Here is a 15,971-nt window from a genome sequence, read left to right as displayed (position 1 = left end):
GCGCAGGCGCAGATTACTTCTGCGATGGCTGCTTGCGGTCCTGCTGGCCCGGTTGCTGCTGCTTTGGGGATTGCTGTTGCTGCTGCTGCTCCTTTTTCTGGGCAGGCTGCTGTCCGGACTGTTGGTGCTTCTGCGGGCTCATGGCGCTTACTCCTTCAGTGTCAGGTTGGCGGCAGGGCAAATGCCTGCCGTTAAGACATGGTGCACCCAGGCCCAGGGCTTGGCTGTAGGAGTTTTGGAGAATCGGCGCGCTTTACGTAAGCCAGGCCGGTGTTTTGCAAAATTTCTTTACAAAACAGTGCTTTAGCGAATGCAATGGCTATCAGAAAAGTGCATCCAGCCCGGATTGGCTATCGCTGCCCCGCCCCCTGCCGCCAGGGTCTGCTGTGCCTATTCGTCGACGGGCGCCAGCCGTTTTTGCGGCTGAAAGTCGTAGAGCGTCTGGCCAGCGTTGTCGATCACCAGGGCCGGCAGGTTCATGCCCGTGCTCAGGTAAAAACCGCCGGCCCAGGCCTGGGCCGCCAGATGCTCCCCAGCAAACAGCAGCTGCGGTATCTCCCGCGAGGACTTGCGCCAGACCCGCTCCAGGCTGCGCGCATCGACGATCTGCAGCACCACTTCGGCGGCGGTGCTGGGGGTCTCGTCGTAGCGCATCAGCACCCGATCCGCATTGCGGGCCAGCACCTGGCCGCTGAACTGCACCGGCACGCTGGCGACGGCAGCAACCTGGGTGATGCCCGCCTCGCGCAGGCTCTGGCGGCTCACCACAAAACCATCGCTCACCGGCTGGTAGCGCCCGGGCGCGGCGCGCACCTGCGCATCTGCGCTGGAATGCACTTGCAGACGCGGCCATTGTTCAAACTCGCCGGGCCGCACTTTTTGCTGGTACTGCAGCAGCATGGTGGGCAAGCCGTATTTCGCCACATCGGTTTGAAAATCCGCATAGTCGATGCGCGTGACGGTCTGCGTGTACTGCGCCCAGGGACGCTCGCGCAGGCGCTGTAGCGGCTCACCCCAGCGGTAGATATCGCCACTGGCCCAGTAAAGCGCATAGCGGTCACCTGTATTGCTGGTCACTGCCAGCAGGCCGGGCTCGCGCACACCACCAAAGCCCATCTGCGCCACGCCCGTGCCAAGCTCGGCCGCAAAGCGCTGGCGCAGCGCCGCATCCATGGACGCAAACCGGGTCTGCTTGCCTTGCCACAGCCACCAGTGCCGGTCATTGAGCAGCAGCGACATCTGGCCATCGGCCTCGGTGCGCAAGCGGGCGGGCTGGCGCACCTGGGCCCTGGGCAACACGATGCGCTGGGGCTCGCCCAGCAGCTGCTTGGCCTGCAGGTCGTTGTGCAGCAGCACAAACACATCGTCGCGCTCGGTGCTGTGCCGCATCACCCGCAGCATGCGCAGGCTGCCATCTTCCCCCTGGTAGACCGCCGAGGCCTCAACCTCGCCCAGCTCCTCGGTCTTCTCCCCGTTCGATTGCATCCACTGGATCGCGGCGGGCACCAGCAGGGGTAGCACAAAAAAGAACAGAAAGCCCAGGCCCAGCGGCAGCAAAAAACGCCGGGGAATGCTCATCGCCCGGCCCCGCTGGCGGCCATAAAGTCCTGCAGCACCTCGCCATCATCCCCCAGCAACAGCGCGGGCTGGCGCATATCGTTGAGCAGCAAAAAGCCCGCGCTGACGGCCTGTGCACTCACATAGGCACCGCCTTCGCGCTTGCCCAGCTGGGGCAATTGGTCGACCGTGCGGCTCCACACCACCTGCTGGTTGGCCTTGTCCAGCAGCTGGATCACCCGGCCCTCTTGCCGCACCGGTGTGGGGTTGTAGGCCAGCAGCACACGGCGCGCGTTCTCGGCCATCACATCGGCATGGAAACGCGGCACCGCCGGCTGCACCACGCTCACCCGCAGCAGGCCCCGGTCCTTGATGGCGTAAGGGCGGGTGGAATAGCCGTCACCAATGGCCACATAGCTGCGCGGCGATGTCTGCACCTCGCGGCTGTCGCTGGGCTGCAGATCAAAGTAGCCAAAGTAGGCGGGCTGGCCGGGCTGGTGGCGCCACCAGGATTGCACCAGCAGCGCGCGGTCTGTCTCGCCGGTGGGCCGGGGCAGGGATTCATAGCGGTAGTAGGCGATCTCCTGGTGGTAGCCGGCTTGGGCCATTTCGTACAGGCGGTGGCTTTCCGCCGCAGGCCAGATCTGGCCCAGCAGCCAATACACCAGGTATTTGCTGCCGCTGCGGCTGGTGACCTCCAGGCTGTCGGGGCGGTCACGGCGCTGGGGCACCACGCCCACCACCCCTTCGCCCAGCTGCGGCGCAAAGCGCTCGCTGAGCTGGGGCAGCAGGTCGACAAAGCGCAGGGTCGCCAAATCGAGCTGCCACAGGCCGCGCCCTTTCAAAAACAGGTACAGCTGCCCGTCCGAGAAAAACTGCAGTTCGGCGCTGCCCGAGGTGCTGGCCCAGGGCATGGCCATGCGCTGGGGCTCACCCACGCTGCGGCCGGTGGCGGCATCGCGCACCAGCACGCGGTAGACCACATCCTCGCCCTCGCGGCTCTCCATCAGCTGCAGCAGCAGGCGCTGGCCCTTGCGCTCGATGAGGGTGGCGGCCTCGCTGCGGCCCCAGGCGGCAGCGTTCTCGGCCCTGCTTCTCTCCGTGGCTGGCACGATGCCTTTCAGCCCCTGCTGCAGCGGCGGCAGCCACCAGGGCATCGCCAGTGTCGCCGCCAGCACAGGCAGCAGCCAGCGCAGATGGCTGCGCAGACGGCTCCAATCCGGTGCAGCGGCCGTTGGCTGCATGCGCAGCACGGTCTGGCCCTGGCGCTGCTCCAGCTGAAACTGCGCCCCACACTGCAAACAGGCAAAGTGGTCGCGCGCACCGGCGCTGCGGCAGTTTGCAGCGCCGCAGCGTGGGCAATACGGGGACGACAGAGAGGACGATGGGGGCCAGACGGGCATAAGCCAGCCATGATAAACCGAGGGCGCAGAAGGGATGGCTGCCGCTTTGCAAACGAAGCTGGGCGCCACTGGGTGGGCGACTCCCAGGTGTCAGCCACCTGGCCCGCGCGGGCGCCCCAGCCGCTAACATGCTGGTTTTTGAACCTGCTGCGCCCTGTTCCATGACCACCACCGCCCCCTCCACCGCTGTTGCCACCGACATTCCCGCCTACACCGTTGATGAGCCGGCCAACCAGATCTTTGGGCTCAGCATGGCCATGGCCGAGGCCTTCTTGCTCAAGGGCGAGGCCATCGGCAATGACCGCGCCCGGGTGCGCATGCCCTACCAGAAGCAATACACCAACAGCCGGGGCGATATGCATGGCGGCGCCATCGCCACCTTGCTCGATGTGGGCCTGTCCTGCGCTGCACGCGCGCATGATCCGCTGCGCTACGGCGTCATCACCGTGGACCTGACCATCCACTACATTGCACCGGGTGCCGGGGATGTGGTCTGCACGGCCGTTTGTGAGAAGCGGGGCAAGAGCCTGTCTTTTGTGCGCGGCGAGCTGCATGACGATGCAGGCAACCTGCTGGGCCTGGCGACGGGCACCTTCAAGCTCGTCGAAAAGCAAAAAATCTGAGCCTGCAAAAAACCAGCAGATATGGCATGCTGGCGGCCTTATTGCTCGATTTCTGACCATGACGCGCCAATCCACCCATGCCATCCATCCCCAGTTTCTGGACCGCTCCTCGCCCCGCGCCTTCTCCGGCAAGGCACTGACGGCCAAGGACATCGAAACCATCGTTGAAGGCGCACGCTGGGCCCCCTCGGCCAGCAACAAGCAGCCCTGGCACTTTGCCTATTCGATCCATGGCGATACCAACTGGCAAGCGTTCTCCACCATCCCCAATGAGTTCAACCGCCGCTGGTGCCTGAACGCCGGCGCCTTGCTGGTGGTGCTGTCGAACAAGGACGAGTCTCCTGCGCCCAGCTTTGACACCGGTTGCGCCTGGGGCTACCTGGCCTTGCAGGCCCATGCCATGGGCCTGGCCACCCACGCCATGGGCGGTATCGAGCGCGATGCCGCGCGCGAGGTGCTGAAACTCGGTGACAACTGGCAAGTCGAATGCCTGGTCGCCATCGGCGAGCGCGGCGACAAGTCCAGCCTGCCCGCCGACCTGGCCGAGCGCGAGACGCCATCGCCCCGCAAGGCACTGTCGGAAATCCTGTCGGCAGGTCCGCTGGCTTAAACTGCCACGCCTGTCAGCACAAAGGCTCCCCGAGGGGAGCCTTTGTCGTTGCTGATGCACATGCCGCCCTTGCCAGGGCCGTGCACAGTGCAGCGCTGGATCAGAACAGCACGCGGCAGCGAATGGTGCCGGCGATCTGGGCCAGCTTCTCCAGCGCCAGGGCCGACGATTCCTGGTCGATGTCGATCACCACATAGCCTACCTTTTCATCGGTGCGCAGGTACTGGCCGGCGATGTTGATGCCGTTGTCGGCCAGCACCTGGTTGATGGCCGACAGGATGCCCGGGCGGTTCTCGTGCACGTGCAGGATACGGTTCTTGCCCGGGTGCTCGGGCAGAGCCACTTCGGGGAAGTTCACGGCCGAGGTGGTGGTGCCGTTGTCGCTGTACTTGACGAGCTTTTCTGCCACTTCCAGGCCGATATTGGCCTGGGCTTCCATGGTCGAGCCGCCGATGTGCGGGGTCAGGATCACGTTGTCCATGCCGCGCAGCGGCGACTGGAACTCGTCCTTGTTGCTCTTGGGCTCGACCGGGAACACGTCGATGGCCGCGCCCAGCAGCTTCTTGGCTTGCAGCGCCTGGGCCAGCGCATCCAGATCCACCACGGTGCCGCGCGAGGCATTGATCAGGATGCTGCCGGGCTTCATCGCTGCAATCTGGGTCGCGCCGATCATGTTGTGCGTCGAGGCCAGCTCAGGCACATGCAGGGTCACGATGTCGGACTGCTCCAGCAGCGCCGTCAGGTTAGCCGCCTGGTGGGCATTGCCCAGCGGCAGCTTGGTGACCACATCATGGAACACGACCTTCATGCCCAGGCCTTCGGCCAGCACCGACAGCTGGGTGCCGATGGAGCCGTAGCCGACGATGCCCAGGGTTTTGCCACGGATCTCGTAGGAGTTGTCGGCGCTTTTCTTCCAGCCGCCACGGTGCGATACCGCGTTCTTCTCGGGAATGCCGCGCAGCAGCAGGATGGCTTCGGCCAGCACCAGCTCAGCGACGGAGCGGGTGTTGGAGAAGGGCGCATTGAAGACCGCAATACCGCGCTCGCGCGCTGCATTCAGATCGACCTGGTTGGTGCCGATGCAAAAACAGCCCACTGCCACCAGCTTGTTGGCTGCGGCAAACACATCGGCCGTCAGCTGCGTGCGGGAGCGGATGCCGACAAAGTGCACGTCCGCAATCTTGCGCTTGAGCTCTTCACCTTCCAAAGCGCCAGTCAGCGCCTCGATCTGGGTATAGCCTGCCGCGTGCAACACCTTGAGCGCGGAGGGATGGATGCCCTCGAGCAGCAAGAACTTGATTTTCGATTTATCCAGCGATGTTTTGGTCATGAATGCGCGCTTTCTCTTTCACAAACGACAGCGGTCTGCCAACACGGCTGCGATCGGCAGCTGGCAGACCCGGGTCGATCATGGCGCAGAACCTTTGCCATTACGTGTTGTCGGGTTGACCCTAGTGCCCGAGTTCCTCACGCCGCCCGCGCGGCCATGCTGCTTTGCAGCATTGAACCCCTTGATTTGCTTGATTTTTAAGCGGCCGAGCGCTTCACCGACAGGGGCCGGGCTACAACCCTGGCCTGCAAAGGGCTGCGCTGCGTGGTACAAAAAGCAGGTGATTCCGTGACACAACCGCAAGGAGTTTTGCATGACAAGCACCCCAGCCCACCCGCTGTTCCACCCCGTGCAAGTGGGTGATTTGGCCCTGGCCAACCGCATTGCGATGGCCCCGTTGACCCGCAACCGCTCGCCCAAGGCTGTGCCCAAGCCGATGACCGCCACCTACTATGCGCAGCGCGCCAGCGCCGGGCTGCTGATCACCGAGGCCACCGCCATCAGCCACCAGGGCCAGGGCTATGCCGATGTGCCCGGCCTGTACGAGCAGGATCAGCTCGATGGCTGGAGCAAGGTCTCCAGCGCCGTGCATGCCAAGGGCGGCAAGATCGTCTGCCAGCTGTGGCATGTGGGCCGCGTCTCCCACCGCCTGCTGCAGCCCGGCCAGCAGGCCCCGGTGGCGCCCTCGGCCATCACCGCCAAGACCAAGACTTTCCTGATCGACCCCGCTACGGGTGAGGGCCGCTTTGAGCCAACCTCTGAGCCGCGCGCGCTGCACGCCGAGGAGATCCCCGGCATCGTGCATAGCTTTGCCGCTGCCGCCCGCAATGCCGTCAAGACTGCTGGCTTTGACGGCGTTGAGATCCACGGCGCCAACGGCTATCTGCTGGACCAGTTCTTGAAGACCGGCGCGAATGTGCGTCGCGACGACTACGGCGGCTCGGTCGAAAACCGCGCCCGCCTGACCCTGGAGGTCACCCGCGCCGTGATTGACGCCGTCGGCCGTGGCCGGGTCGGCATCCGCCTCTCGCCCGTCACCCCCGCCAATGGCATTGATGACAGCGATCCGCAGACCTTGTTTACCTACCTGGCCCACCAGCTGGCGCCGCTAGGCCTGGCCTACATCCATGTGATCGAAGGCGCCACTGGCGGGCCGCGTGAGGTGGAAGGCCGCCCCTTTGACTACGAGGCCTTCAAGGCCGAGTACCGCCGCGCCGGTGGCAAAGCCGCCTGGATGGTGAACAACGGCTATGACGGCGCACTGGCCGAGCAAGCCGTGGCCAGCGGCCAGGCCGATATCGTGGCCTTTGGCCGCCCCTACATCGCCAACCCGGATTTGGTCGAGCGCCTGCGCAGCGGTGCCGCGTTGAACACCGGGGACAGCAGCACCTACTATGGCGGCGGTGAAAAGGGCTACACCGACTACCCCAGCTTGGCGGGTTAAACGGCGAGCGGCCCAGGCCTACAAAGGCCTGGGCTGCAGCGCAGCAAGATTTTGGTAGAGTGGGCGCATGCCATTGACTCCCCTCTTCCGCACCACCTTTTGCCTGCTGCTGGTCCCCGGCCTGGCCGCCTGCTCCAGCCTCTGGCCCTCCAAAAAAGAGGCCGAACCTGCACCGATGGCGCCCCAGCAGGCCCCCAAAGACAAACCGGCGCCGCAGGCACCTGCCGCTGCAGCGGCCAGCATCAGCGAGGCTGACTTGGCCGGCATCTGGGAATGCCAGTTCCAGATCAGCATGGGCAAGGACAGCGCCAGCTTTACCTACACCAACCAGTTCAACGCCGACCACACACTGCGCTCGCAGGCCTTCCTGGCCTATGACATGCCCAGCACCGAGCAGCAGTACCGCTTTGTGCTGCAAGGTACCGGCCAATGGCGCATGGAGGGCAGCACCATCACGATGATCGTGCCCCAGGTCGTCAAGCAAGACCGCTCCGAGCACAAAAAACCCGAGCTGATGAACGACAAGGACCTGGTGCCCGAGGATTTGAGCGACACCTGGGCCGTGCAGGCCCACAAGGGCAAGAACCTGCGGGTGACCGTGGGGAGCCTGGCAGACTCCATGCTCTGCAACAAAGAATAAAGGCCAGGCCGCGCATGCATTCGCTGTCTTTGGCATTTTTGCCGCTGGCGCTGTGGTGGCCGGTGGCCCTGGGTCTGTCTGCGCTACTGGTGCTGGCCGCCGTGCTGTGGATATCCCTGCAGCACAGGCGCGCGCAAAAACAGCCCGCACCTGCTGGCCACCCCCACTGGCTGCCCTGGGCTTTTGCGCTGTTCGCGCTGGTCTGGTGGGGCTTTGGCCTGGCGCTGGCCTTGTGGCCGCTGAGAGAGCTGGACGAACTGGGCCAGTGGGCCCGCGCCAGCAGCTATGTGCTGGTGCCGCTGTGGATCGGCGGCGTGGCCTGGGTCTGCGTCTTCCTGGTGCATCGGCTGCTGCGCAGCACCACGGGCCTGCGCTGACCACGCGCAACCCGCAGTTGGCGGCGATTGCCGATTGACAGCTGCCCCAATTGCGCCACACTGGAGCTTACGTCTGCATTGGAGGCTTGCCATGACCGATATCGACAGCATCAACCTCGACAAGCTGCGCAACATTGTGCAGAAGTTCATCCACCGCGATTTCACCGCCGCCCAGATCGCCGACGACTACTGGGACGGCGCTACCGAGCAGATCGGTGCCAGCGGCGCCCAGTTCGAAGCCGTTTTGCAGCGCAATGCTGCCTTGCTGGGCATCCAGGCCGTGGGCAGCGACCAGCCCGCTCGCTGGCATGTAGCGGCTTAAGCCGCCCGCGCCCCTCATCTTCTATCGCACACCACCAGCCAGCGGTGCTAGGCTTGCACCATGTCGCAGCCCGCCCGCCTCCACTTCCGCGATTTTTCCCCCGCCGATCTGTTCGTCGTCGCCCATGCGATGGGCGATGCACGGCTGACCGCTTTCTACGGGTTGGAAACGGCGCACAGCGATGCCCGGGCCATTGCGCAAGAACAACTTGATTGGTATGCATCCGTCGCCAGCGAAGGCAGCGGCTGGTGGCAGGCGGTGCTGCTGGACGGTGCAGTGATCGCCGCCGTGGGCATTTACGACCATGACGACGAGGCCGACAGTGCCGAGCTGGGTTACTGGCTGCTGCCCGCGCACTGGGGCCAGGGCTGGATGGACCAGGCGCTGCGCCAGTGGCTGCCCAGCGCTTTCGCACAGCGGGGTTTGCACAGTGTGGTGGCCTATGTGGAGCCGCAAAACGCGGCATCTACCCGTTTGCTGGCCCGCCTGGGCTTTTGCCATGAAGGCCTGCTGCGCGACTGCAGCAAGCGCGGGGGCCAGTATGTGTCACTGCAGCGCCATTCGCTGCTGGCCAGCGAGCTATCCGGGCTGTAGCTCAGACCGGTCGACCATCCCGCACATGGCAGCCATGCAGGTGGTCATTGACCATGCCCATGGCCTGCATGAAGGCGTAGACCGTGGTGGGGCCGACAAACTTCCAACCCCTTTTCTTCAGGTCCTTGGACAGGGCCACCGCCTCCGGCGCCACGCCCAACTGGCGCACGGCATCCAAGGTGACCAAGGCCGGGCGGCTGCTTGGCGCAGGTGCAAAGCGCCAGAGATAGGCATCAAAGCTGCCAAACTCGCGCTGCAGCTCGGCCAGGCGCTGTGCATTGTTGATCACGGCCTCGATCTTGCCCCGGTGGCGCACGATGCCGGCATCGGCCAGCAGGCGCTCTACATCGGCCGCACCAAACTGCGCCACCTGCACTGCATCAAACTGTGCAAAGGCGGCCCGAAAAGATTCGCGCTTGTTCAGAATCGTCAGCCAGCTCAGGCCCGCCTGAAAGCCTTCCAGGCAAATCTTCTCAAACAGCCGGCGGTCCTCATGCACGGGAAAGCCCCATTCATGGTCGTGGTAGTGCTGGTAGAGGGGTGAGGCCATGCACCAGCTGCAGCGCGCGCGCTGGTCATCGGCCAGGGCCAGGCCTGGCGCCAGAGGTTCGAGAGACATGGTTTGTGCGCGCGGCTACTTGGCAGCCGGGCTCCAGTAAGGTTTGAGGCTTTGGGCCTCTTCGTCAAAGCGCAGGTTCGTGGCCTTGATCTCGTCGTTGATCGTGGCGATCTGGTCGTCCACTTCCTTCAAGTCATGCCGGTTGCCATCCAGGCGCGACTGCAGCAGGGCGGGCGCCTTGCTCGGGTCCTTTTTGTAGAACTCCATGTCCTGGTCGATCTTCTTGCGGTCTTCCAGCAAAAAGCTGCGCCGCTCCTGCACGATGCGAATCTGGGCGCGCAGCACATCGACGGCTTCGCCGCGTTCGACGTCATGCGCCGCCTTGCTGGGGTAGCGCGTGGCCAACGCGCGCTCACGGCGCTTGCCGTCACTGGCACGGTAGCGCTCTTCGGCCTCACGGCGCTGCTGGGCAGCCTGCTCGGCGCGCTCTCGCTCGGAATACGCAGGCCCGACCGTGCGCACCGCACCGCCGGGCATGGTGACCTGCTGCTCCCGATCCGCGCAGGCGGCGATTGGCCGGTCCGCCGTCAGGCGCCGCCCGCCCGCGTCCACGCAGCTGTAGACCATGCTGGTGGCGGGGGACTTTTGGGCATGGCTGGCGCCCGTGAGTGCCAACATCACCATGGCCAGAGCAGCGGCACACCAGTCCTTGCGCATTGTCAGATTCCCATCATTCAAAACTATCGAATTCTAACTACTGATTACCTGCGCAATAGCGCTCACGGTAAGCAAGCACCTGGCTGTGGTGCTCACGCATCGAATCGGCTGCCGCACCTTGGGCCAAAAAGGCCAGCAGGTCCTCCAGCTTGGCGATGGTGCAGACCTGCATGCCCAGTTGATTGCGCACATATTGCACGGCACTGTGCGCCACATCCTGGCCATTCTCAGTGGCTTTCTCCTGTCTGTCCAATGCAATGGCCATGGCGTAGGGGATTGCGCCTGCGCCCTGGATCAGGGCGATCGATTCGCGCGCAGCGGTGCCGGCCGACATGACATCGTCAATGATCAGCACCCGGCCCTTGAGCGGTGCGCCCACCAGGCTGCCGCCTTCGCCGTGGTCCTTGGCTTCCTTGCGGTTGTAGGCAAAGGGCACATTCTTGCCCAGGCGGGCCAGTTCCACGGCCACGGTCGCGGCCAGCGGGATGCCCTTGTAGGCGGGGCCAAACACCATGTCGAATTCCACACCGCTGGCGAGAATCGCTTTTGCATAGAATTCGGACAGGCGCGCCATCTTGGCGCCATCGTCAAACAGCCCCGCATTGAAGAAATACGGGCTGATGCGTCCGGCCTTGGTGGTGAACTGCCCAAAGCGCAGCACGCCGGACGCCACCGCGAACTCTACAAAATCCTGCGCCAGCTGCGCATCCGCGCCTGACTGTGGGAGACTATCGACCATGACCCAATCCTTGTTCAAATTAACCAGCCTCAACCTCAACGGTATCCGCTCCGCTGCCACCAAAGGGGTGATCCCCTGGATTGAGGCAACCCGGCCCGATTGTATTTGTGTGCAGGAAATCAAGGCACAGCAAGCGGATATGCTGGACAAGTTCGAAGTCATCGACGAGATGAACGGGTATTTCCAGTTCGCCGAGAAAAAGGGCTACTCGGGCGTGGGCGTCTACACCCGGCACGTGCCCAGCGATGTGGTGGTGGGCTTCTCGCCCAACGAGTTCGACGCCGAAGGCCGCTATGTGGAGCTGCGCTTTGACACCCCCACGCGCAAGCTCTCCATCATCAGCTGCTACTTCCCCAGCGGCAGCTCGGGCGAGATTCGCCAGGCCGCCAAGTACCGCTTTCTGGCCGAGCTGCACCCGCATTTGATGCGCCTGCGTGCCGAGCGCGAATTCATTCTCTGCGGCGATATCAACATTGCCCACACCAATGCCGACATCAAGAACTGGCGCAGCAACCAGAAGAACAGCGGTTTCCTGCCCGAAGAGCGCGGCTGGATGACCCAGCTGCTGGAAAAAGAGGCACAAGCCGGCGGCCTGGTCGACGTGTACCGCGTGCTGCAGCCCGATACCACCGACGCCTGCTACACCTGGTGGAGCAACCGGGGCCAGGCCTATGCCAACAACGTGGGATGGCGCCTGGACTACCACCTGGCCACACCGGCGATTGCCGCGCTGGCCCGCAAGGAGCACATCTACAAGGATGTGAAATTCTCGGACCACGCGCCCATCACCATCGACTACGACTTCAAGCTGTAGCCCATCGTCCGGTCCCTGCGGCCCCAGCCCGGAGACCCGCAAACGCTATTCGGGAGCCTTCCATGCGCATGACCGCAGTCCCTCTTCTTCTGGCCTGCCTGCTGGCCAGCACGGCCGCTTGCGCCAAGGATGCCTCCGACTACAACACGCAGGAACTGGTGGAGGCGCTGACCCAGCGCCTGTCCAAGGTATTGCTAGCGGGCCCCACCCGGGATTCACCCGACAATACCGCCGCCATCATCGTGCTGGAAGGCAAGGCCCTGGCGCTGGCCCCTCAGCTGCAGTCCACCCCCGGCATGCGGGTGCTGAGCAAGGAGCAGCTGGTCGCCGAGCAGCGCTCCAACTTTCTCATCATCTCGCAGCTGGGCCAGCAAGGCCCCGACATGCTGGTCGACTACGAGACGCCCAATAACGCCTCGTACGGCACCCTGCGCATTCAGGAGAAGGACGGCAAGCTGGTCTTCAAAGCCCAGGACACCTACCGCTCCAGCAGCGGCGCACGCACCACCTATGCCCGGCTGTATGGCGGACTGCCCTGCCGCAACGGCAGCGAGATGGCCTACCGCTTCAACTATGCCAACCGTTTTGTACGCAGCGGTGAGTGCCCCACACCGCGCTTTCCCACCAGTGATTCGCCCTTTGAATGGTGAGAGCGCTCAGCTTTTAAGTGCGGCCAGCACTTCATCGAGCATCTGCTTGGCATCGCCAAACAGCATGCGGTTGTTGTCTTTGTAGAAGAGCGGGTTGTCCACCCCGGCGTAGCCTGTCGCCATCGAGCGCTTCATCACAATCGACTGCCTGGCCTTCCAGACCTCCAGCACCGGCATGCCCGCAATCGGGCTGGCCGGGTCATCCTGGGCCGCCGGGTTCACGATGTCATTGGCGCCAATAACCATGGCCACATCGGTGTCGGGAAAGTCGTCGTTGATCTCGTCCATCTCCAGCACGATGTCATAGGGCAGCTTGGCCTCCGCCAGCAGCACATTCATGTGGCCGGGCATGCGGCCCGCCACCGGGTGGATCGCAAAGCGCACCTCGACCCCGCGCTCGCGCAAAGTGCGGGTGATCTCGTTGACCGTGTGCTGGGCCTGGGCCACGGCCATGCCGTAGCCCGGCACGATCACCACCCGCTTGGCATCGCGCAGCATCTCGGCGGTGTCGGCTGCGCTGATGGCCACCACCTCGCCCTGGGGCGCAGCGCCTGCCGGGCCCGCAGCCGCTGGCGCGCCGCTGCCAAAGCCGCCAGCAATCACGCTGATAAAGCTGCGGTTCATCGCCTGGCACATGATGTAGCTCAGGATCGCACCCGACGAGCCCACCAGCGCGCCGGTCACGATCAGCAAATCATTGCCCAGCATGAAGCCCGTGGCAGCCGCTGCCCAGCCCGAATAGCTGTTGAGCATGGACACTACCACCGGCATGTCGGCGCCGCCAATGGCCATCACCATATGGATGCCGAACAGCAGCGCGATGACGGCCATCACCAACAGCGCCAGCATGCCCAGGCCCATTGACGCCGTCTGCACAAACCAGCAACCCAACGCAATGACCACCAGCAAACCGATGAGGTTGAGCAGATGGCGGCCCGGCAGCAGCAGCGGCTTGCCGCCAATGCGGCCATTGAGCTTGCCAAAGGCCACCAGCGAGCCCGAGAAGGTGACTGCGCCAATAAGAATGCCGATATAGATCTCGGCCGCGTGGATGGCCTTTTCGGCGCCTTGCAGCGGGTGAGAGGTATCGACATAGCTGGCAAAACCCACCAGGCAGGCAGCCAGACCCACCAGGCTGTGCATCAGCGCCACCAGCTCGGGCATCTGCGTCATCTTCACGCGCCGGGCGGCATACAGGCCTATGCCGCCACCCAGCACCAGCGCAACCACGATGGCCGCCATGCCACCCTGCGACACACGCGGGCCAAACAGCGTTACCAACACCGCCAGGCCCATGCCCAGCATGCCCAGCAGATTGCCGCGCCGCGCGGTCTCCGGGTGCGACAGCCCGCCCAGGCTGAGAATAAACAAAATAGCAGCGCCCAGGTAGGCGACAGTGGCAAGGCTTTCGGTCATGCGGTTCTACCTCTCTGGCCTATTTGCGGAACATGGCCAGCATGCGGCGCGTCACCGCAAAACCACCAAACATATTGATCGCCGTGAGCACCAGCGCCACAAAGGCCAGCGCGCCAATCAGCAGCGCCGGCCGGTCTGCGCCCGCAGCGCCCGGTGGTGCCATCTGCACCAGCGCGCCAATGGCGATGATGCTGGATATCGCATTGGTCACGCTCATCAGCGGCGTATGCAGCGCGGGCGTCACGTTCCAGACGACCATGTAGCCGATAAAGCAGGCCAGCACAAACACTGTCAGGTGGCCCAGAAACGCCGCAGGCGCATGGGCGCCCACCAGCCAAAAGAGCAGCGCCAGCACCGCAAAAATGATCGCCAAGGTGCGCGCAGGCATGGGGCTGCCGGCGCCATGGCCGTGCCCGCGTTTTTTGACCGCCGCCGGGCTGGCTGCCGCCGTGCCCACAGCAGCTGCCGGCTTGGCCACGGGCGCGGCCGCCAGCGCAGGCGCGGGCCAGCTGATGCTGCCCTGGTACACCACCGTCAGGCCCCGGATGGCATCGTCCTCCATGTTCACCACCGCATGCCCATCCTTGGCCTTGCACAGCTCCTCGGCCAGGCGCAGCAGGTTGTTGGCATACAGCGTGGAGGACTGCGCGGCCAGGCGCGAGGCCAGGTCGGTGTAGCCCACAATCGTCACGCCATGGCGCACCACGGCCTCGCCCGGCACCGTCAGCTCGCAGTTGCCGCCCTGCTCGGCAGCCATATCCACAATCACGCTGCCCGGCTTCATGGTCTGCACCATCTCGGCAGTGATCAGCCGGGGCGCAGGCTTGCCGGGAATCAAAGCCGTGGTGATGATGATGTCGGCAGCGGCCGCCTCTTGCGCATACATCTGGCGCTGCGCCGCCTGAAAGCCCTCGCTCATCACCTTGGCATAACCGCCACCACCGCCCCCCTCTTCGGCGTAATCCACCGGCACAAACGTGCCGCCCAGCGATACCACCTGGTCGGCCGCTTCGGCCCGTGTATCGTTGGCGCGCACCACCGCACCCAGACTGACTGCGGTGCCAATCGCCGACAGGCCGGCCACCCCGGCCCCCGCGATAAACACCTGCGCCGGCGACACCTTGCCCGCCGCCGTGATCTGCCCATTGAAAAAGCGCCCAAACGCATGGGCCGCCTCGACCACCGCGCGGTAGCCGCTGACACCCGCCATTGAGGTCAGCGCATCCATCTTCTGCGCACGGCTCAGCGTGCGTGGCAGCGCATCCATGGCCAGCACCGTCAGCCCCTTGGCCGCCAGCTGCGCCATCAGTTCGGGGTTTTGGGCAGGCCAAACAAAGCCGACCAGGATCTGGCCGGCATGCATCCATTCAATTTCTTCAGAAGTGGGCGGTCGCAGCTTAAAAAGAATGTCCGCCCCCGCCCAGATCGCCGCACTGGGCAGCACCTGGGCCCCCGCTGCGCGATAGGCCTCATCGCTGAAACTGGCCGCCTCGCCCGCACCTGCAGCGACGGACACCCGAAAGCCCAGCTTGACCAGCTTTTCGACCACCGCAGGCACCGTGGCCACCCGCTTCTCCCCAGGAGATATCTCGCGCGGCACCCCTATGCATTGGGGCGGCGCCTGCGGCACAGGCGCTGTGGTTGTTAAGGGGGTGCTGGACATGGACGCGCTCTCCTGGTGCAGAGGATCAAGGGGCTTGCAGAGCGCCGGTATGCCCGGCCGTGCCTGCAGCGCTGAACCCCTTGTATCACGCACTGGCGGTTTGGGCTACGCGCATTTTTGCCTAGGAGCTATGCCATGCCTGCCCTGCGCCAGCACCGAGCAGCACACAGCCCTAAAATGCTGCTCCAGCGTATCCATGTCGATTTGGGCTGCTGCAACATCCATAGCATTTGTGAAATCACGTTTTCAATTCCGCATCAGCACCGTCTTGCTCTGCATTGGACTGCTATTGCTGCCATGGTCCTCGACGCTACTGGAAGGCCCTAGATTGCCTCTCCCGGGAGAAACCGTTCGAGATCTGATCGATGTGATGTTGATCTATGTGGGACCCCAACTCTTTCTCGTGTCCTTCCTCTTTGCTCTTGCTCGTCTCGGACGATACATGTGGCAGCGCAACTGGAGGGGCGCCATCCAGCCCTCGAGCGAAATGGTGCTTTGCGTGTTGGCCCTCAT

At 64.3% G+C, this 15,971-nt stretch carries 18 protein-coding genes; 9 read left to right on the top strand and 9 right to left on the bottom strand.

The window, feature by feature from the left end:
* Nucleotides 1–13: 13 nt before the first annotated feature.
* From M2375_RS12750 to M2375_RS12740, 3 genes are all read right to left on the bottom strand, one after another.
* Nucleotides 14–142: a transcription initiation factor TFIID subunit D10 gene (locus tag M2375_RS12750; RefSeq protein WP_259167605.1), complete on the bottom strand. Its 129-nt coding sequence runs from the start codon at nt 140–142 to the stop codon at nt 14–16.
* A 248-nt stretch (nt 143–390) separates the two neighbouring features.
* The gene (locus M2375_RS12745; RefSeq protein ID WP_259167603.1) at nt 391–1,578 is read right to left on the bottom strand and encodes a hypothetical protein; all 1,188 of its coding nucleotides are present in this window, start codon (nt 1,576–1,578) and stop codon (nt 391–393) included.
* Nucleotides 1,575–2,960 (bottom strand): hypothetical protein, encoded by a 1,386-nt coding sequence (locus tag M2375_RS12740; RefSeq protein ID WP_259167601.1) that lies wholly within the window; start codon nt 2,958–2,960, stop codon nt 1,575–1,577. The genes M2375_RS12745 and M2375_RS12740 overlap by 4 nt, the downstream gene beginning before the upstream one ends.
* Nucleotides 2,961–3,121: 161 nt before the next feature.
* On the opposite strand from M2375_RS12740, the gene M2375_RS12735 reads away from it, so the two are divergent.
* Both M2375_RS12735 and M2375_RS12730 read left to right on the top strand, forming a co-directional pair.
* Nucleotides 3,122–3,583, top strand: a complete 462-nt coding sequence (locus tag M2375_RS12735; RefSeq protein ID WP_259167600.1) for a PaaI family thioesterase — start codon at nt 3,122–3,124, stop codon at nt 3,581–3,583.
* A gap of 58 nt (nt 3,584–3,641) precedes the next feature.
* A complete protein-coding gene (locus tag M2375_RS12730) occupies nt 3,642–4,193 on the top strand; it encodes a nitroreductase family protein (protein WP_259167598.1) in 552 nt (183 codons plus the stop codon).
* A gap of 100 nt (nt 4,194–4,293) precedes the next feature.
* On the opposite strand, the gene serA is transcribed toward M2375_RS12730, so the two are convergent.
* Nucleotides 4,294–5,523, bottom strand: a complete 1,230-nt coding sequence (serA, locus tag M2375_RS12725; protein ID WP_259167596.1) for a phosphoglycerate dehydrogenase — start codon at nt 5,521–5,523, stop codon at nt 4,294–4,296.
* Between the two features lie 313 nt (nt 5,524–5,836).
* On the opposite strand from serA, the gene M2375_RS12720 reads away from it, so the two are divergent.
* The 5 genes from M2375_RS12720 (at nt 5,837) to M2375_RS12700 (ending at nt 8,900) form a co-directional block, all read left to right on the top strand.
* Entirely contained in the window at nt 5,837–6,967 is a 1,131-nt protein-coding gene (locus M2375_RS12720) for an alkene reductase (protein ID WP_259167594.1), read from the top strand.
* Nucleotides 6,968–7,034: 67 nt separating this feature from the next.
* Nucleotides 7,035–7,607, top strand: coding sequence for a hypothetical protein (locus M2375_RS12715; RefSeq protein WP_259167593.1), 573 nt, complete (start codon nt 7,035–7,037; stop codon nt 7,605–7,607).
* 14 nt (nt 7,608–7,621) lie between these two features.
* Complete coding sequence (locus M2375_RS12710) at nt 7,622–7,984, top strand: hypothetical protein (protein ID WP_259167591.1); 363 nt, start codon at nt 7,622–7,624, stop codon at nt 7,982–7,984.
* Between the two features lie 91 nt (nt 7,985–8,075).
* Complete coding sequence (locus M2375_RS12705) at nt 8,076–8,306, top strand: hypothetical protein (RefSeq protein ID WP_259167588.1); 231 nt, start codon at nt 8,076–8,078, stop codon at nt 8,304–8,306.
* 60 nt (nt 8,307–8,366) lie between these two features.
* Complete coding sequence (locus M2375_RS12700) at nt 8,367–8,900, top strand: GNAT family N-acetyltransferase (RefSeq protein ID WP_259167585.1); 534 nt, start codon at nt 8,367–8,369, stop codon at nt 8,898–8,900.
* Nucleotide 8,901: 1 nt separating this feature from the next.
* Here the strand turns inward: M2375_RS12700 and M2375_RS12695 are convergent, their stop codons facing one another.
* From M2375_RS12695 to pyrE, 3 genes are read right to left on the bottom strand one after another with little or no spacing between them, the layout of a single operon-like run.
* Entirely contained in the window at nt 8,902–9,519 is a 618-nt protein-coding gene (locus M2375_RS12695) for a DNA-3-methyladenine glycosylase I (RefSeq protein ID WP_259167583.1), read from the bottom strand.
* A gap of 15 nt (nt 9,520–9,534) precedes the next feature.
* Nucleotides 9,535–10,176, bottom strand: a complete 642-nt coding sequence (locus M2375_RS12690) for a DUF4124 domain-containing protein (RefSeq protein WP_259167581.1) — start codon at nt 10,174–10,176, stop codon at nt 9,535–9,537.
* A 37-nt stretch (nt 10,177–10,213) separates the two neighbouring features.
* Nucleotides 10,214–10,915, bottom strand: a complete 702-nt coding sequence (gene pyrE, locus M2375_RS12685; protein ID WP_259167578.1) for an orotate phosphoribosyltransferase — start codon at nt 10,913–10,915, stop codon at nt 10,214–10,216.
* A 10-nt stretch (nt 10,916–10,925) separates the two neighbouring features.
* On the opposite strand from pyrE, the gene M2375_RS12680 reads away from it, so the two are divergent.
* Both M2375_RS12680 and M2375_RS12675 read left to right on the top strand, forming a co-directional pair.
* On the top strand, nt 10,926–11,729 hold the full coding sequence (locus tag M2375_RS12680) for an exodeoxyribonuclease III (RefSeq protein WP_259167739.1): 804 nt from the start codon (nt 10,926–10,928) through the stop codon (nt 11,727–11,729).
* Between the two features lie 62 nt (nt 11,730–11,791).
* Entirely contained in the window at nt 11,792–12,379 is a 588-nt protein-coding gene (locus M2375_RS12675; RefSeq protein ID WP_259167575.1) for a hypothetical protein, read from the top strand.
* A gap of 6 nt (nt 12,380–12,385) precedes the next feature.
* On the opposite strand, the gene pntB is transcribed toward M2375_RS12675, so the two are convergent.
* Both pntB and M2375_RS12665 read right to left on the bottom strand, forming a co-directional pair.
* Complete coding sequence (gene pntB / locus M2375_RS12670) at nt 12,386–13,795, bottom strand: Re/Si-specific NAD(P)(+) transhydrogenase subunit beta (protein ID WP_259167574.1); 1,410 nt, start codon at nt 13,793–13,795, stop codon at nt 12,386–12,388.
* A 19-nt stretch (nt 13,796–13,814) separates the two neighbouring features.
* The gene (locus tag M2375_RS12665) at nt 13,815–15,458 is read right to left on the bottom strand and encodes a Re/Si-specific NAD(P)(+) transhydrogenase subunit alpha (protein WP_259167572.1); all 1,644 of its coding nucleotides are present in this window, start codon (nt 15,456–15,458) and stop codon (nt 13,815–13,817) included.
* Between the last annotated feature and the right edge of the window lie 513 nt (nt 15,459–15,971).

Source organism: Comamonas sp. BIGb0152 (assembly GCF_024809975.1).
GTDB lineage: Bacteria > Pseudomonadota > Gammaproteobacteria > Burkholderiales > Burkholderiaceae_C > Comamonas.
The sequence above is the reverse complement of the archived record's forward strand: the minus strand, read 5'-3'. Positions and strand labels throughout refer to the sequence as shown.

What these genes read in the sequence shown, in the direction of transcription:
- M2375_RS12665 (WP_259167572.1), bottom strand. Translation starts at nt 15,458, where the DNA reads ATGTCCAGCACCCCCTTAACAACCACAGCGCCTGTGCCGCAGGCGCCG.
- M2375_RS12740 (WP_259167601.1), bottom strand. Translation starts at nt 2,960, where the DNA reads ATGCCCGTCTGGCCCCCATCGTCCTCTCTGTCGTCCCCGTATTGCCCA.
- serA (WP_259167596.1), bottom strand. Translation starts at nt 5,523, where the DNA reads ATGACCAAAACATCGCTGGATAAATCGAAAATCAAGTTCTTGCTGCTC.
- M2375_RS12700 (WP_259167585.1), top strand. Translation starts at nt 8,367, where the DNA reads ATGTCGCAGCCCGCCCGCCTCCACTTCCGCGATTTTTCCCCCGCCGAT.
- pyrE (WP_259167578.1), bottom strand. Translation starts at nt 10,915, where the DNA reads ATGGTCGATAGTCTCCCACAGTCAGGCGCGGATGCGCAGCTGGCGCAG.
- M2375_RS12735 (WP_259167600.1), top strand. Translation starts at nt 3,122, where the DNA reads ATGACCACCACCGCCCCCTCCACCGCTGTTGCCACCGACATTCCCGCC.
- pntB (WP_259167574.1), bottom strand. Translation starts at nt 13,795, where the DNA reads ATGACCGAAAGCCTTGCCACTGTCGCCTACCTGGGCGCTGCTATTTTG.
- M2375_RS12715 (WP_259167593.1), top strand. Translation starts at nt 7,035, where the DNA reads ATGCCATTGACTCCCCTCTTCCGCACCACCTTTTGCCTGCTGCTGGTC.
- M2375_RS12730 (WP_259167598.1), top strand. Translation starts at nt 3,642, where the DNA reads ATGACGCGCCAATCCACCCATGCCATCCATCCCCAGTTTCTGGACCGC.
- M2375_RS12695 (WP_259167583.1), bottom strand. Translation starts at nt 9,519, where the DNA reads ATGTCTCTCGAACCTCTGGCGCCAGGCCTGGCCCTGGCCGATGACCAG.
- M2375_RS12675 (WP_259167575.1), top strand. Translation starts at nt 11,792, where the DNA reads ATGCGCATGACCGCAGTCCCTCTTCTTCTGGCCTGCCTGCTGGCCAGC.
- M2375_RS12705 (WP_259167588.1), top strand. Translation starts at nt 8,076, where the DNA reads ATGACCGATATCGACAGCATCAACCTCGACAAGCTGCGCAACATTGTG.
- M2375_RS12710 (WP_259167591.1), top strand. Translation starts at nt 7,622, where the DNA reads ATGCATTCGCTGTCTTTGGCATTTTTGCCGCTGGCGCTGTGGTGGCCG.
- M2375_RS12690 (WP_259167581.1), bottom strand. Translation starts at nt 10,176, where the DNA reads ATGCGCAAGGACTGGTGTGCCGCTGCTCTGGCCATGGTGATGTTGGCA.
- M2375_RS12750 (WP_259167605.1), bottom strand. Translation starts at nt 142, where the DNA reads ATGAGCCCGCAGAAGCACCAACAGTCCGGACAGCAGCCTGCCCAGAAA.
- M2375_RS12720 (WP_259167594.1), top strand. Translation starts at nt 5,837, where the DNA reads ATGACAAGCACCCCAGCCCACCCGCTGTTCCACCCCGTGCAAGTGGGT.
- M2375_RS12745 (WP_259167603.1), bottom strand. Translation starts at nt 1,578, where the DNA reads ATGAGCATTCCCCGGCGTTTTTTGCTGCCGCTGGGCCTGGGCTTTCTG.